Here is a 16,020-nt window from a genome sequence, read left to right as displayed (position 1 = left end):
TCCGGACCCTCAAACCCTCAACCGGAGAAGCCGAGGCGAGCCAGTCTCAGACCCCCGCGCAGCGTGATGTGCAGATCCTGGACGCCGGTCGGCGGCGTGGCCAGGGCGGCGCGGACCGTGGTGTACGCGTAGCGGCCGCCGGTGGGTGGCACGGCGACGGTGGCCAGGGTGGTGCCGTCGGTGAGATGCACCTCGACCGTCGCGTCATCCTCCGCCGCGGCCGCATCGCGCGCCGTCTCGACGGTCATCGACGTGGCGCCCGCGCCGAAGTCGCAGGCGCGGAAGAGCAGTCGGCCGACCGCGTCATCACGGCAGGCCACCGCGTCCCCGCGGACCTTGGTGCGGTCCACCAGCACGATCCCGTCCGCCGCGTCGTAGTCCGCGGCCTCCAGACCGCGCCGCAGCACCGGGCGCGGCGCGGGCGGCGGGCCCTCGACGGTGACGGTGGCGGTGGCGCGGAGATCCGCGCTGGACGCGCCCGCGTGGATCTCGTACGTACCCGGGGCGACGGTCCAGCGGCCGTGCGCCACATCCCAGAAGCCCAGCGCGTCCTCGACCGGCACGGTGAAGAACAGCCGCACCCGCTCGCCCCGGCGCAGCCGCACCCGGCGGTGGGCGATCAGCCGGCGGTGCGGCAGCGGCACCCGCGACCCCGGCGCGCTCGCGTAGATCTGCACGACCTCGTCGCCGTCGTACGGACCGGAGTTGGTGACCTCGCACTCCACGGTGAGGCCCGCCTCCCGCCGCACCGACAGCTCGCCGTAGCCGAAGTCGGTGTACGACAGGCCGTGCCCGAAGGGGAAGAGCGGGGCGCCGTCGAAGTACAGGTAGGTGGCGCGCGAGGTGATGATGTCGTAGTCGAGCAGGTCCGGCAGATCATCGTGGGAGGCGTACCAGGTCTGCGGCAGCCGCCCCGCCGGTGAGACGTCCCCGAACAGCACCCGGGCCAGCGCCGTGCCCGCCGCCTGGCCGCCGTGCGCCGTCCACAGCAGCGCGGGCAGCGCATCGGCCGCCTCCCCGACCGCGTAGGGATAGCTGGACGTCAGCACCAGCGCGGTCCGCGGGTTGGCGGCGTGGGCCGCGCGCCACAGCCGCTCCTGCTGGGCGGGCAGGGCGAGGGTGGTGCGGTCCTCGGTCTCCCGGCCGCCGATATGCGGATCGTTGCCCGCCACGACCACCACGGCGTCCGCCCGCGCGGCGGCGCGGGCCACCGCGTCCTCGCCGCGCTCGACGACCTCCAGCCGGAAGACGGTCCCCTCCGCGCCGCTGTCACGCTCGGCAACCTTCAGCCCGCCCGCGGCGACACAGACGTAGCCGCCCGTCCCCATGTGTCTGAGGAGGTGTCCGTCGCGGTGTGCTTCGAGCGTGAACGTCTCCTGGACCACCCAGCCCCCGGGCCGCTCGGCCGCCGCGCGCACGAAGCCGTCGTCGGCCACGGTCAGATAGCGGCCGGAGGGTGCGCGCAGGGTCAGCACACCGCCGCCCCAGTCGGCCAGGGACAGCTCGGTGGGGGTGTCGCCGACGGTCAGCGGGGGCAGGTCGGTACGGCCCGCCGTATGGGCAGGGTTGAGCGAGCCTTCGTCTGCCGAGCCCTCGTCCGTGGGCCCTTCGTCCGCCTGCCCCTCCTCCGCCGGACCCCCGCCCTCCGCCGCCGCGTCCGGTACCCGAACCCAACCGGCCGCGGTGCGCAGCCGTACGGTGTCCAGGCCGTCCGCGAACACCACCCGGTCCGCGCCGAGCCGCTCGGCCAGCGCCTCGCGTGGCGAACTGCGCCGGATCAGGCTGCCGCTGTACCAGTCCAGCTTGCACTCGTCCGCGAGCGGACCGACGACCGCGAGGGTGCGGACGGCGCTCTCGGAGAGCGGCAGCAGACCGTCGTTGGCCAGCAGGACGACGGCCTGTTCGGCGGCCTCCAGGGCGAGCGCGCGATGGGCGGGAGTGTCGAAGGCGCCGTCGGTTCCGTCTGCCGACCCGCCGGGCTGGTCGGGCTCCTCGGGCTCGGCGAACTCGCCCAGCGCGCACCGCATCGTCAGCAGCCGCCGCACCGCCGTGTCCACCGTGGACGCGTCGATCAGCCCGCGCTCCAAGGCGCCCCGCACCCGCGCGATCGTCGTCGACGCGTCCTGGTCGTGGTCGGTGAAGCTGTCCACCCCCGCCAGCAGAGCCGCGGCGATGGCCTCCTCATAGGTGTCGAAGTAGTGCTCGGAGTCGACCAGATTGGACGGCGCGCCCGCGTCGGAGCAGACCACCAGCTCCTGGTCGGTCCAGGTGCGCAGCTGCTCGCGCAGATACGGGGAGACGTGGTTGGGCCGCCCGTTGACCAGGTTGTACGCGGGCATCACCCCGGCCACCGCGCCCGCCCGCACCGCCCCGCGGAAGGCCGCCAGATCGTATTCGTGCAGCACCCGCGGCCGCACCGAGGAGGAGGTGGTGTCCCGGTCGGTCTCGTTGTTGTGCGCCAGCCAGTGCTTGAGGACGGGCGCGGTGCGCCAGCGCTCCGGGTGGTCGCCGCGCAGCCCGCGGGTGTAGGCCGTGCCCAGGACCGAGGTGAGACACGGATCCTCGGCGTACCCCTCCTCATTGCGGCCCCAGCGCGGATCGCGCAGCAGATTCACCGTTGGCGACCACACATTGAGGCCCACTCGCGGATCGCGTGCGCGCATGGCCCGCGCCTCGCGGCCGACCGCCTCGCCGACGCGCCGCACCAGCTGCGGGTTCCAGGTCGCGCCGAGCCCGACGGCCTGGGGAAAGACGGTCGCCGGACCCATCCAGGCGACACCGTGCAGCGCCTCCTGCCCGGTACGGAAGGGCGCGAGGCCGAGCCGCTCCACTCCGGGCGCGAACTGGTGCAGCATCGCGATCCGCTCATCGAGCGTGAGCCGGGCCAGCAGATCCGCCACGCGTGTACGCACCGGCAGCCGCGCATCGCGAAACGGCAGACGCGTGATCAGACCACCGTCATCACTCATCACGGATACCGATCCCCTTACCCAGTTCGTCTCAGACGTGGCGTACAGGTGATGCATGGTCAATTCGAAGCGCTTCGATGCTGGATGCGTCATGCCGACCCTGTCAAGGCTCAACGGGGCAACACCCGCACGCCTCACGTCGATTGCTCAGATCCTCGATCGCCAGACGCCCAACGGCTCATTTCGACACCACTCTTGCGCGACCTCACCCCCCGACTTAACCTCAGCGCAATATCGAAGCGCTTCGACCATCGGTCGTACGGCGGGCACGCCACGAAGGGTTGACGCACATGTCGAACTCCCAGGCTTCGGCCTCCACTTCCGCTCCCAGCCGGAGAACCTTCCTGGCCTCTACGGCGGTTGCCGCGGCGGCCGTCGCGGGAGGGGCGCCGCTGCTGTCCGGGTGCTCCACCGAGGAGGGCTCCGGCAAGGGCGGCACCACCTCCGGCAAGGAGCTGAAGAACCTGCTGCCGACCTATGTGGCCTCGACGGTGGCGGACCCGGACATCCCCAGCGTCAACGGCTCCAGCCCCGGCTACACCAAGGCTCCGCCCGCCGCCGCACTGGTCGCCTCCGTGAAGGGCAAGCCCGGCCACGGCGGCAGCTACACCATGTTCGAACCGCTGTGGGGCACCCCGCCGCCCAAGAACAACGCCTACTACAGGGCGGTCGACGACGCGCTCGGCGCCAAGGTCAGACTTCAGCCGCAGGACGGCAACACCTACGGCGAGAAGCTCGGTGCCGTCCTCGCCTCCGGCGATATCGCCGATATCGTGATGATCCCGCTGTGGGAGATGGGCGGGCGGATCCATGGCGCGGTCAGCGCCAAATTCGCCGACCTGGGCCCGTATCTCTCCGGCGACAAGGTCAAGAAATATCCGAACCTCGCCGCCATTCCCACCGCCGCCTGGCAGATGTCCGTCTTCGGGGGCAAGCTCCGCGGGCTGCCGATGCCCTCCCGCCCGCTCGCCGGCGTCATTCCGTACTACCGCGAGGACATCTTCGCCAAGGAGGGCTACCAGGTCCCGAAGAGCCCGGCGGAATTCCTCGATCTGGCCAAGGAGATCACCCGGCCCAGGAGCAAGGTATGGGCCTGCGACGACATGTGGTGGTCGGCGCAGCGGTTCTTCGGCTGCCCGGGCGAGAAGCCGTATTACTGGGTCGAGAAGGACGGCAAGCTGGTCCACAAGGTCGAGACCGAGAACTATCTCGAGGCCCTGGAATGGTGCCGCAAGCTCTTCGCCAAGGGCTATGTCCACCCCGACGCGGTCGCGGGCAAGGGCAATGACGCGCTGACCCGCTTCACCTCCGGCCAGACGCTCCTCTACAACGACGGCGAAGCCAAGTGGTACGGCGCCACCTTCGAACAGGCCGGGCCGAACCCCGAATTCAAGATCCAGGGAATGGACTGGTTCGGCCCCGACGGCGGCGACCCGGTCATCTATCTGGACCCGCCCGCCCAGATCTGGTCCTTCCTCAACAAGAACCTCTCCAAGGACGAGATCGGGGAAATCCTCGCCCTCGCGAACTTCATCGCCGCGCCCTTCGGTACCAAGGAACAGCGCCTCATCGACTACGGCGTCGAAGGCGTGCACCACGACATGAAGAAGGGGGTGCCGGTCAAGAACGCCACGGGCGTCCGGGACGTCCAGGACACCTACCGCTTCATCGCCTCCCCGCAGGCGAGCGTCGCCTATCCGGACTTTCCGCAGATGGTCGAGGACTACTGCGGCTGGATGCAGCGAATGGGCAAGTTCGCCAGGAAGCCGCTCTTCTACGGGATGCAGATCCAGGAACCCAACCGCTACGCCTCGCTCTACACGCCCTTCGAGGACCTCGCCAAGGACGTCACCCGCGGCCGTAAGTCCATCAAGGACGCCCAGCAGGCCATCAGCGACTGGCGCGGCGGTGGCGGCGACCGGCTCCGCGACTGGTACGGGAAGCTCCTCGACAAGAACGGCAGCGGCGCCTGATGACGCTGGACATCCAGGGCCGGGCCACGAGCCGCCAGAACACAGGCAGCCCGAGCAAGGGCCCCGGCCGCGCCAAGTCCCGTGGCACCCCAGCCGGCCGCGGCGGATGGTGGCACCGGCTGCGCCGGGACCGCGCCCTGCTGCTGATGACCGCGCCCGCCGTCGGTCTGCTGCTGCTGTTCACCTACATCCCGCTGATCTGGACCACCGTCGCCTTCAAGGACTACGACCCGTTCACCCAGGGGCTGTGGACCAGCCCCTGGGTGGGCTTCGACAACTTCACCCTCCTCTTCGAGGACAGCCGCTTCTGGGACGCCTTCGCCAACACCCTCTCCATCACCTTCATCCAGCTGGTGCTGTTCTTCCCGGTGCCCATCGCGCTGGCTCTGCTGCTCAACAGCGTGCTCAGCGACAGGGTCCGCGGCCTGGTGCAGTCGATCCTGTACCTGCCGCACTTCTTCTCCTGGGTGCTGGTCATCACGATCTTCCAGCAGATGCTCGGCGGCGCCGGGCTGCTCGCCCAGCAGCTGCGCGCCCATGGGCACGAGGGCTTCGACCTGATGACCGACCCGGCGGTCTTCAAGTTCCTGATCACCGCCCAGCTGGTGTGGAAGGACGCGGGCTGGGGCGTGATCGTCTTCCTCGCCGCCCTCTCCGCCGTCAATCAGGACCTCTACGAGGCGGCGGCGGTGGACGGCGCGAACCGCCGGCGCCGGATGTGGCACGTCACGCTGCCCGCGCTGCGCCCCGTGGTCGCCCTGCTGCTGGTGCTGCGCGTCGGCGACTCGCTGACCGTCGGCTTCGAGCAGATCCTGCTCCAGCGCGACGCGGTGGGGCCCGGCGCCTCGGAGGTCTTCGACACCTATGTGTGGTGGGTCGGCATCGCCAACACCGACTACGGGATCGCCGCCGCCGGCGGGCTGATCAAGGGCGTCTTCAGCCTGGTGCTGGTGCTGATCGCCAACAAAGTCGCCCATATGCTCGGCGAGCAGGGGGTTTACCGGAAATGACCGTGACCGAGCGGACCCCGGCCGCGCACACCCCGCTCACACCCACCGCCCCGCCCCCGCGGCGGCGTGGCAGCGAGAAGCGCCCGGTGTGGGAGGAGGAGCCCGGCAAGGTCGGCCAGGGGCTCAAGGGGGCCACCCTGACCGGGGTGTGTCTGGTGATCCTCGGCCCGCTGTGGGTGGTGATCGTCACCAGCCTCTCCGACCAGAAGACCATCACCGACGCCGGGGGACTGGTGATCGTCCCCAAGACGATCACCTTCCGGGCCTACACCGAGCTGCTGAGCGGCGGCACGGTCACTCGCGCGACCCTCGTCAGCCTCGCGCTCACCGCCGTGGGCACCGTGATCAGCACCGTGGTCTCGGTGCTGTGCGCCTACGGACTGTCCCGCTCGGGGTCCTTCCTGCACCGGCCGATTCTGATGGTGCTGCTGATCACCATGTTCTTCAACGCCGGTCTCATCCCCACGTATCTGCTGGTCACCGGCGTCGGTCTGGAGGGCAGCTACTGGTCGATGATCCTGCCCGGGGCCGTCTCGGTCTTCAACGTCCTGGTGCTGCGGGCGTTCTTCCAGAACATCGCGCCGGAGCTGATCGACAGCGCTCGGATCGACGGCGCGGGGGAGTGGCGAATCCTGCTGCGCATCGTGCTGCCGCTGTCGAAGGCCGTGATCGCGGTGGTCTCGCTCTTCTACGCGGTGGGCTACTGGAGCCAGTGGTTCAACGCCATGCTCTACCTCAACGACCAGGACAAATGGCCGCTGCAGATGATCCTGCGCCAGCTGGTGATCAAGCAGCAGGCGCCGCAGGGCATGTCCCAGATGATCTCCACCCAGCAGATCCCCGGACTGGCCGTACAGATGGCCGTCATGGTGCTCGCGCTGATCCCCGTCGCGGTGCTCTACCCCTTCGTCCAGAAGCACTTCACCAAGGGCATGCTCACCGGCGCCGTCAAGGGCTGACGCCGGTTGCCCCGTTCCCAGCCGACCCGAGACGGGAGCCGGTATGCCCGACCTGAACGACGCCACCCGCGGCCGCATCCTCTACGGCGGCGACTACAACCCCGAACAGTGGCCCGAGAGCCTCTGGCACGACGACATCCGGCTGATGCGCCGGGCGGGCGTCACCACCGTCACCCTCGGCGTCTTCTCCTGGGCCCGGCTCGAACCCCGCCCCAGCGCACGGGACTTCGGCTGGCTGGACCGGGTCATGGACCTGCTCCACGACGGCGGGATCGAGGTGTGCCTGGCCACCCCGACCGCCTCCCCGCCGCCCTGGATGGGCTCCCGCCACCCCGAGACCCTGCCGCGCGACGAGACCGGCTCGGTCGTCTGGTACGGCTCACGGAACCAGTTCTGCGCCTCGTCCCCCGTCTACCGCGACTACGCCCTGCGCATCACCGAGGACCTGGCGGACCGCTACGGCGGCCATCCGGCCCTGCGGATGTGGCATGTCGGCAACGAGTACGGCACCCATTGCTGGTGCGATGAGACCGCCCGGCACTTCCGCCGCTGGCTGCGCGCGCGGTACGGCGGCCTGGACGCCCTCAACGAGGCGTGGGGGACGGCCTTCTGGAGCCAGCGCTATGACTCCTGGGAGGAGATCATCCCGCCGCGCCGCGCCCAGTACATGATCAACCCCGGTCAGGGGCTGGACTTCCGCCGCTTCACCAGCGATGCCCTGCTGGAGTGCTTCACCGCCGAACGCGACGCGCTGGCCGCACGCACCCCGCGCATCCCCGTGACCACCAACTTCATGCCGCTGTTCATCGGGCAGGACGGCTGGGCCTGGGCGGCGGAGGAGGACGTGGTCTCCGTCGACCTCTACCCCGACCCCAAGGACCCGCACGCGGCGGCGTACGGGGCGATGGTCCAGGACCTGACCCGCTCCCAGGCGGGCGGCCCCTGGATCCTCATGGAGCAGGCCGCGGGCCCGGTCAACTGGCGCGGCGTCAACCACCCCAAGCCGGACGGGCTGATGCGGCTGTGGTCCCTGCAGGCCGTCGCGCGCGGCGCCGACGGGATCTGCTTCTTCCAGTGGCGGCAGTCCCGGCAGGGCAGCGAGAAGTTCCACTCCGGGATGGTCCCGCACGCCGGTGAGCACAGCCGCACCTTCGCGCGGGTGCGTGGGCTCGGCGCCGAGCTGCGCGAACTGGCCCCGGTCACCGGCTCGGACGTCCCCGCACGGGCCGCCATCCTGCACGACTGGCACTCCTGGTGGGCCACCGTCCAGGACGGCCGCCCCTCCTCCCAGGTCCCTTATGAAGGGCTGCTGCGCGCCTGGCACCGGGCCCTGTGGGAGCGGAACCTCACCACCGACTTCGCCCATCCGCATGCCGACCTCACCGACTACGTCCTCGTCGCCGTCCCCCAGCTGTATCTGCTGACCGACGAGGCGCTGGACAACCTCGCGGCGTATGTGCGCGGCGGCGGCACCCTCGTCTGCGGCTTCTTCACGGGCGTCGCCGACGAGGACGACCGGGTGCGCCCCGGCGGGGTGGACCGGCGGCTCCGTGAACTCCTCGGGATTCGTACGGTCCACGAGTGGTGGCCGCTGGACGAGGGCGAGACGCTCGACGCCGGGGGCGCCTGGCTCGGCCCGTTCCACGGCACCGGCTGGTCGGAGGACCTGGAGCCGTCCACCGCCGAACCGGTCGCCCGCGTCAAGGGCGGTGAGCTCGACGGCCGCCCCGCCGTGACCCGCCACGCCTACGGCGCCGGGACCGCCTGGTACGTCTCCACGCTCCCCGAACCCGCCGCCCTGCGCGCCCTGCTCGCCCGCGCCGCCGAGGAGGCGGGGCTGGCACCGGTGCTGCCCGGTCTCCCCGAGGGCGTCGAGGCGGTGGAGCGCGGCCCGTACCTCTTCCTCCTCAACCACGGCCGCACCCCGGCGGTCGTCCCCCTGCCGTCCCCGCGGACGGATCTGCTCACCGGACGCGCGCACCACACCGGCGTCCGGCTCGACCGCTTCGCGGTCATGGTCCTGGCCCCGCCCGAATCCCCCCGTCCGACCCCCCATTCGAAGGGACAACCCCCGTGCGACGAACCGCCCGAACGCTCTTCCTGACCCCGCTGATCGCGTTACTCGCGCTGATCGGTTTCGCCGCCGCCCCCGCCCAGGCCGCCACCTGGTCCTCCTCGGACCAGTGGGGCACCTGGTCCAACGGCGGCTACACCCTCTACAACAACATCTGGGGCTCGGGCGCCGGAGCCCAGACCATCTGGGCCAACTCCTTCGGCGACTGGGGAGTGTGGGCCAACCACCCGAACACCGGCGGCATCAAGTCCTACCCCAACGCCAAGAAGGTCGTCGGCAAGAAGATCAGCGCCATCTCCAGCCTGACCAGCACCTACAACGTCACCGTGCCGTCCGCGGGCGCGTACAACACCTCGTACGACATCTGGGACACCAACTACGACTACGAGATCATGCTCTGGGTCAACAAGACCGGCCCGGTCGGCCCGCTCGGCACCGCCCAGGGCAATGTCTCCCTCGGCGGCCACACCTGGAGCGTCTACAAGGGCAGCAACGGGGCCAACGAGGTCTTCTCCTTCATCCGCACCTCGAACTCCACCTCCGGCTCCGTGGACATCAAGCCCATCGTGAACTGGATCAAGAACACCAAGGGTTGGTTCGGCGATGTGACCATCGGCGACGTCCAGTTCGGGTACGAGATCACCTCCTCGGCCGGCGGTCTGGACTTCCGGACCAACAGCTTCGGTGTGAGCGCGAGCTGACGCCCCCGTGCCGCCGCCGCCCTCCCGCGCGGCGGCGGTACGCCTCCGGGTACGCGGGTCAGGAGGCGCCGGGCGCCGGGCCCGAGCTGGCCCGTACGGTCAGCTCCGGGGCGAGTAGCGTCACCTGCTCCTCGAGGGGCTGCCCCTCCAGCTTCGCCACCGCCAGCTCCACGGCGCGCCGCCCCATCTCCTGTGCGGGGATGGCCACCGAGGTGAGCCGCACCGACGCCTGGGTGGCCACCTGCTCGGGGCAGACGGCGACCACCGAGACGTCCTCGGGGACCGCGCGCCCCTGCCGGCGCAACAGGCTGAGCAGCGGTTCGATAGCCGCCTCGTTCTGCACCACGAAGCCGGTGGTGCCGGGCCGCTCGTCGAAGATCCGGGAGAGGGTGCCGTCCATGGATTCGTAGCTGCCCTCGCACGGGCGGTGCAGCAGCCGCACCCCCAGCTCACCGGCGCGGCGCCGCAGCCCCCCCAGGGTCCGCTCGGCGAAGCCGGTGTGGCGCTCATAGACGGCCGCGGCCTCGCCCACGACGGCGATCTCCCGGTGGCCGAGCTCCGCCAGATGCTCGGCGCACAGCGCACCGGTGGCGGTGAAGTCCAGATCGACGCAGGTCAGGCCGACGGTGTCGGCGGGCAGTCCGATCAGCACGGTGGGCTGGCGGGCCGCGTGCAGCAGCGGCAGCCGCTCGTCCTCCAGCTCCACATCCATCACGATCATGGCGTCGGCGAGCCCGCTGCCGGTCACCCGGCGCACCGCCGCCGGGCCCTCCTCGCCGGTGAGCAGCAGCACGTCATAGCCGTGGGAGCGGGCGGTGGTGGCGACCGCGATGGCGATCTCCATCATGACCGGCACGTACATGTCCGTCCGCAGTGGCACCATGAGCGCGAGGATGTTGGAGCGGCTGCTGGCCAGGGCGCGGGCCCCGGCGTTCGGGTGGTAGCCCAGCTCCTTGATGCTGTGCTCGACGCGCTCGCGCGTGGGGGCGGAGATCGACCGCTTGCCGCTGAGGACATAGCTCACCGTGCTGGCGGAGACTCCGGCGTGGCGGGCGACCTCGGCGAGGGTGACCATGCGGGGCGACTCCATCCGATGAGGGGTGCGAGGGGATTGCGACACGAGTCAGTGAAGCGCTTCGATGCCATGGCCTAGCCTCTTCCTGCTGGCCATGCGGATTGACAGTAGACCTGTAGTGCAGAGCTGTCCAGAGCCATCGAAGCGCTTCGACACTTCTCGTGCACCCCGTGGGACCCGCGGGTGAGGCAATCCCGCTCCGCCCTCCCGATTACTCCCGATTGCGGCGTCCTCCCGCTTTGCCGACCGGTGGGACCGGAGGCACACTGGCAGCGGTACGTGCCGGTAATGTCACGAGATCGTCCTTCGCGGCAAGGGAGCACCGATGACCGCATCCTCCGTCAGGCCGGTGTCCGAGCGTGAAGCGCGCCAGGTCGCCGAGGCCGCACGCGAACAGGTATGGCACAAGCCCAGCTTCGCCAAGGAGCTCTTCCTCGGCCGCTTCCGACTCGACCTGATCCATCCGCACCCCGCCCCCGCCCCGGACGATGTGCGCCGTGGCGAGGCCTTCCTCGCCAAGCTCCGCGAGTTCTGCGAGACACGGGTCGACGCCGCCCGTATCGAGCGCGAGGCCCAGATCCCCGACGAGACCATCCAGGGGCTCAAGGAGCTCGGCGCGCTCGGCATGAAGATCGACACCAAGTACGGCGGCCTCGGCCTCACCCAGGTCTACTACAACAAGGCCCTCGCCCTGGCCGGCTCCGCCAGCCCGGCGATCGGCGCCCTGCTCTCCGCCCATCAGTCCATCGGCGTACCGCAGCCGCTGAAGCTCTTCGGCACCCAGGAGCAGAAGGACCGCTTCCTGCCGCGCTGCGCCCGCACCGACATCTCGGCCTTCCTGCTCACCGAGCCGGACGTGGGCTCCGACCCGGCCCGCCTCGCCACCACCGCCGTGCCCGACGGCGACGACTACCTCCTCGACGGCGTGAAGCTGTGGACCACCAACGGCGTGGTCGCCGACCTTCTGGTGGTGATGGCCCGGGTGCCGCGCTCCGAAGGCCGTAAGGGCGGCATCACCGCCTTCGTCGTCGAGACCGCCTCCGAAGGCGTCACCGTCGAGAAGCGCAACGCTTTCATGGGGCTGCGTGGCCTGGAGAACGGCGTCACCCGCTTCCACCAGGTCCGCGTCCCGGCGGCGAACCGAATCGGACCCGAGGGCACCGGCCTCAAGATCGCGCTGACCACGCTCAACACCGGACGGCTGTCGCTGCCCGCGATGTGCGCGGGCGCCGGCAAGTGGTGCCTGAAGATCGCTCGCGAATGGTCCGCCGCCCGTGAGCAGTGGGGCAAGCCCATCGCCAAGCACGAGGCCGTCGGCGCCAAGATCTCCTTCATCGCGGCGACCACCTTCGCCCTGGAGGCCGTCATCGACCTCGCCTCCCAGATGGCCGACGAGGACCGCAACGACATCCGTATCGAGGCGGCGCTCGCCAAGCTCTACGGCAGCGAGATGGCCTGGCTGGTGGCCGACGAACTGGTCCAGATCCGCGGCGGCCGGGGCTATGAGACCGCGGCCTCGCTGGCCGCCCGCGGGGAGCGGGCCGTCCCCGCCGAGCAGATGCTCCGCGATCTGCGCATCAACCGGATCTTCGAGGGCTCGACCGAGATCATGCATCTCCTCATCGCCCGCGAGGCCGTGGACGCCCATCTCTCGGTGGCGGGCGATCTCATCGACCCCGACAAGTCCCTGCAGGACAAGGGCAAGGCGGCCGCCAAGGCCGGCGGCTTCTACGCCCGCTGGCTGCCCGGCCTGCTCACCGGCCCCGGCCAACTGCCCCGCGCCTACCCGGAGTTCCACCCCGTCGGGCATCCGGACCTGTCACCGCATCTGCGCTATGTGGAGCGCTCGGCGCGCAAGCTGGCCCGCTCGACGTTCTATGCCATGTCCCGCTGGCAGGGCCGGATGGAGACCAAACAGGGCTTCCTCGCCCGGATCGTCGACATCGGCGCGGAGCTGTTCGCGATGAGCGCGGCCTGTGTACGGGCCGAGATGCTGCGCTCCCGTGGTGACCACGGCGTCGCGGCCTACCAGCTGGCCGACGTGTTCTGCCGGCAGGCCAGAATCCGCGCCGACGAGCTCTTCGGGCGGCTGTGGACCAACACCGACGAGTTCGACCGCAAGGTGGTCTCCGGGGTGCTCTCCGGCGCGTACGAGTGGCTCGAGCAGGGCGTTATCGACCCCAGCGGCGACGGCCCCTGGATCGCCGACGCCACCCCCGGCCCGACCGCCGCACAGAACGTCCACCGCCCCATCCACTGAGGAGTGGCCGAGGAGTCACCGAGGAATCACTGAAGAGGACGGAGGAGTCACTTCAGGAGCCGCCGGAGCCCGTGATCGCGGTAACCCGGGGCGTGTCCCCGGGCCGCCACCCCTTGCCGCCACAATGGGGGGATGACGGAATCCCTGGCTGACCCGCATCTGCGCTTTCCGGCGGCCACCGCCGCGGAGAGCGTGCGCGACATCGTGATCCTGGGCTCCACCGGTTCGATCGGCACCCAGGCCATCGACGTGGTGGTGCGCAACCCCGACCGCTTCCGCGTGACCGGCCTGTCCGCCGCCGGGGGACGGGCCGGGCTCCTCGCCGAGCAGGCCCACCGGCTGCGGGTGGACAGGGTGGCGGTCGCCCGTCCGGAGGCGGTGCCGGAGGTGCGTGAGGCGCTGGGCGCGCTCTACGGAGCCGGTGAGCCGCTCCCCGAGATCCTGGCGGGGCCCGACGCGGCCACCGAGCTCGCCCGCTCCCAGTGCCACACGGTGCTCAACGGCATCACCGGCTCCATCGGGCTGGCGCCGACCCTGGCCGCCCTGGAGGCGGGCCGGGTGCTGGCACTGGCCAACAAGGAATCGCTCATCGTCGGCGGCCCCCTGGTCAAGGCCGTCGCCAAGCCCGGCCAGATCGTCCCCGTCGACTCCGAGCACTCCGCGCTCTTCCAGGCGCTGCTCGGCGGCGCCCGCGAGGAGGTCCGCAAGCTGGTCGTCACCGCCTCCGGCGGCCCGTTCCGCGGCCGGACGAAGCGGGAGCTGGCCTCGGTCACCCCGGAGCAGGCGCTGGCCCACCCCACCTGGGACATGGGCCCGGTGGTCACGATCAACTCCGCGACCCTCGTCAACAAGGGCCTCGAGGTCATCGAGGCCCATCTGCTGTACGACATTCCCTTCGAGCGGATTGAGGTGGTGGTCCACCCTCAGTCGTATATCCACTCGATGGTTGAATTCACCGATGGCTCGACGCTCGCCCAGGCGAGCCCGCCGGATATGCGGATGCCTATCGCGCTCGGCCTCGGCTGGCCCGAGCGGGTGCCGGACGCCGCGCCCGGCTGTGACTGGACCAAGGCCCACACCTGGGAGTTCTTTCCCCTCGACACCGAGGCGTTCCCCTCCGTCGGCCTCGCCCGGCATGTCGGCGGCCTCGGCGGCACCGCCCCGGCCGTCTTCAACGCGGCGAACGAGGAGTGCGTGGACGCGTTCCTTGACGGAAAGCTGCCTTTCAACGGAATCGTCGATACGGTCGCCGAGGTGGTGGCCGAGCACGGCACCCCCGCCGTGGGAACCCGGCTCACCGTCGCGGACGTCCTCGAGGCTGAGACATGGGCCCGCGCCCGCGCAACGGAACTGGCCGCCAGAGCGGCGAAGGCGACCCCGGAGGCTCGCGCATGACGACACTGATGACGGTCCTCGGCATAGTGGTGTTCGCCGTCGGCCTGCTGATCTCGATCGCCTGGCATGAGCTCGGCCATCTCTCCACGGCCAAGCTCTTCGGCATCCGGGTCCCGCAGTACATGGTCGGCTTCGGACCGACGATCTTCTCCCGCAAGAAGGGAGACACCGAGTACGGCATCAAGGCGGTCCCGTTCGGCGGCTACATCCGCATGATCGGGATGTTCCCCCCGGGCGACGACGGCAAGCTCACCGCCCGCTCCACCTCCCCCTGGCGCGGCATGATCGAGGACGCCCGGTCGGCCGCCTTCGAGGAACTGCAGCCCGGCGACGAGAAGCGCCTCTTCTACACGCGCAAGCCGTGGAAGCGCGTGATCGTCATGTTCGCCGGGCCCTTTATGAACCTGGTCCTCGCGGTGGTGATCTTCCTCGGGGTGATGATGAGCTTCGGCGTCAACACCCAGACCACCAGCGTGGGCACGGTCTCCCAGTGCGTGGTCGCGGCGTCGTCCGCCACCGACAAGTGCCCCAAGAGCGCCAAGGACTCCCCGGCCAAGGCCGCCGGTCTGCAGCCGCGGGACAAGATCATCGCCTTCAACGGGCACCGCACCCCGGACTGGGGCGCGCTCCAGAAGGACATCCGCGAGACCACCGGCCCCGCCACGATCACCATCGAGCGGGACGGCGTCCGCAAGACCCTGCACGCCAACCTCATAGAGAACCAGGTCGCCAAGTCCGACGGGAACGGCGGCTATGTCGAGGGCGAGTACGTCACCGCCGGCTTCCTCGGCTTCACCCCGGCCAGCGGCGTGGTCCAGCAGTCCTTCGGGCAGTCCGTGGACCGCATGGGCGACATGGTCCACGACGGCATCGACTCCATGATCGCGCTGCCCTCCAAGGTCCCGGACCTGTGGAACGCGGCCTTCGGGGACGGCGAGCGCAAGGCGGACTCCCCGATGGGCGTCGTGGGCGCGGCCCGGGTCGGCGGCGAGGTCGCCAGCCTCGACATCCCGCCCTCCCAGCGGATCGCGACCATGCTCTTCCTGGTCGCCGGGTTCAACCTCTCGCTGTTCCTGTTCAACATGCTCCCGCTGCTGCCGCTGGACGGCGGCCACATCGCGGGCGCGCTGTGGGAGTCCATCCGGCGCCACGCCGCCCGGCTGGTCCGGCGGCCCGACCCCGGGCCGTTCGATGTGGCGAAGATGATGCCGGTCGCCTATGTGATCGCCGGAGTCTTCATCTGCTTCACCCTCCTCGTCCTGGTGGCGGACGTCGTGAACCCCGTGAAAATCTCTTGATGACGCGAGATGTCCTGAAGTTCACCTTTGGGCGGACTTCAGGAGCACGGTGTGCTGACGCCATCACCGTTGCCGTAATCTCGGAGACCGGAGTCTGCTGATCTCCGGCCACGCACACACCTTCTTGGGGTTACGAACCAGATGACTGCGATTTCGCTAGGAATGCCGTCCGTACCGGCCAAGCTCGCCGAGCGCAGGGTCAGCCGGAAGATCCAGGTCGGTCCGGTGGCCGTGGGCGGCGACGCTCCGATCTCGGTGCAGTCGATGACGACGACGGTGACGGCGGACATCGGGGCGACGCTGCAG

General features: G+C 70.2%; 11 protein-coding genes. 9 read left to right on the top strand and 2 right to left on the bottom strand.

Features of this window, described 5'->3' with window-relative positions; translation table 11 throughout:
• Nucleotides 1-17: 17 nt before the first annotated feature.
• Complete coding sequence (locus ACFYOY_RS00055; RefSeq protein ID WP_388583790.1) at nucleotides 18-2,969, bottom strand: glycoside hydrolase family 3 C-terminal domain-containing protein; 2,952 nt, start codon at nucleotides 2,967-2,969, stop codon at nucleotides 18-20.
• A 290-nt stretch (nucleotides 2,970-3,259) separates the two neighbouring features.
• Between ACFYOY_RS00055 and ACFYOY_RS00050 the strand changes: the two genes are divergently transcribed.
• The 5 genes from ACFYOY_RS00050 to ACFYOY_RS00030 are packed head-to-tail and all read left to right on the top strand — an operon-like array spanning nucleotide 3,260 to nucleotide 9,686.
• Nucleotides 3,260-4,942 carry an extracellular solute-binding protein gene (locus ACFYOY_RS00050; RefSeq protein WP_351880935.1) on the top strand — a complete coding sequence of 561 codons (1,683 nt, stop codon included), beginning with the start codon at nucleotides 3,260-3,262 and terminating at the stop codon, nucleotides 4,940-4,942.
• Nucleotides 4,942-5,952, top strand: coding sequence for an ABC transporter permease subunit (locus ACFYOY_RS00045; RefSeq protein ID WP_351880938.1), 1,011 nt, complete (start codon nucleotides 4,942-4,944; stop codon nucleotides 5,950-5,952). Before ACFYOY_RS00050 ends, ACFYOY_RS00045 begins: the two co-directional genes overlap by 1 nt.
• Nucleotides 5,949-6,911, top strand: coding sequence for a carbohydrate ABC transporter permease (locus ACFYOY_RS00040; RefSeq protein WP_351880941.1), 963 nt, complete (start codon nucleotides 5,949-5,951; stop codon nucleotides 6,909-6,911). Before ACFYOY_RS00045 ends, ACFYOY_RS00040 begins: the two co-directional genes overlap by 4 nt.
• Before the next feature lie 43 nt (nucleotides 6,912-6,954).
• Entirely contained in the window at nucleotides 6,955-9,015 is a 2,061-nt protein-coding gene (locus tag ACFYOY_RS00035) for a beta-galactosidase (protein WP_351880944.1), read from the top strand.
• Nucleotides 8,985-9,686 carry a hypothetical protein gene (locus tag ACFYOY_RS00030; protein WP_351880947.1) on the top strand — a complete coding sequence of 234 codons (702 nt, stop codon included), beginning with the start codon at nucleotides 8,985-8,987 and terminating at the stop codon, nucleotides 9,684-9,686. The genes ACFYOY_RS00035 and ACFYOY_RS00030 overlap by 31 nt, the downstream gene beginning before the upstream one ends.
• A gap of 58 nt (nucleotides 9,687-9,744) precedes the next feature.
• Here the strand turns inward: ACFYOY_RS00030 and ACFYOY_RS00025 are convergent, their stop codons facing one another.
• A complete protein-coding gene (locus ACFYOY_RS00025; RefSeq protein ID WP_351881040.1) occupies nucleotides 9,745-10,761 on the bottom strand; it encodes a LacI family DNA-binding transcriptional regulator in 1,017 nt (338 codons plus the stop codon).
• A 325-nt stretch (nucleotides 10,762-11,086) separates the two neighbouring features.
• Between ACFYOY_RS00025 and ACFYOY_RS00020 the strand changes: the two genes are divergently transcribed.
• From ACFYOY_RS00020 to ACFYOY_RS00005, 4 genes are all read left to right on the top strand, one after another.
• Nucleotides 11,087-13,021, top strand: a complete 1,935-nt coding sequence (locus ACFYOY_RS00020; RefSeq protein WP_388583785.1) for an acyl-CoA dehydrogenase family protein — start codon at nucleotides 11,087-11,089, stop codon at nucleotides 13,019-13,021.
• Nucleotides 13,022-13,153: 132 nt separating this feature from the next.
• On the top strand, nucleotides 13,154-14,416 hold the full coding sequence (gene dxr, locus ACFYOY_RS00015; protein WP_388583782.1) for a 1-deoxy-D-xylulose-5-phosphate reductoisomerase: 1,263 nt from the start codon (nucleotides 13,154-13,156) through the stop codon (nucleotides 14,414-14,416).
• Nucleotides 14,413-15,714, top strand: a complete 1,302-nt coding sequence (locus ACFYOY_RS00010) for a site-2 protease family protein (RefSeq protein ID WP_351880956.1) — start codon at nucleotides 14,413-14,415, stop codon at nucleotides 15,712-15,714. The genes dxr and ACFYOY_RS00010 overlap by 4 nt, the downstream gene beginning before the upstream one ends.
• Before the next feature lie 141 nt (nucleotides 15,715-15,855).
• A partial coding sequence (locus tag ACFYOY_RS00005) for a flavodoxin-dependent (E)-4-hydroxy-3-methylbut-2-enyl-diphosphate synthase (protein WP_351881043.1) occupies nucleotides 15,856-16,020 on the top strand: 165 nt, incomplete at its 3' end.

Source organism: Streptomyces sp. NPDC007875, from assembly GCF_042868035.1.
GTDB classification, from domain to species: domain Bacteria; phylum Actinomycetota; class Actinomycetes; order Streptomycetales; family Streptomycetaceae; genus Streptomyces; species Streptomyces antimycoticus.
This window is presented reverse-complemented; position numbering and strand designations above follow the sequence as displayed.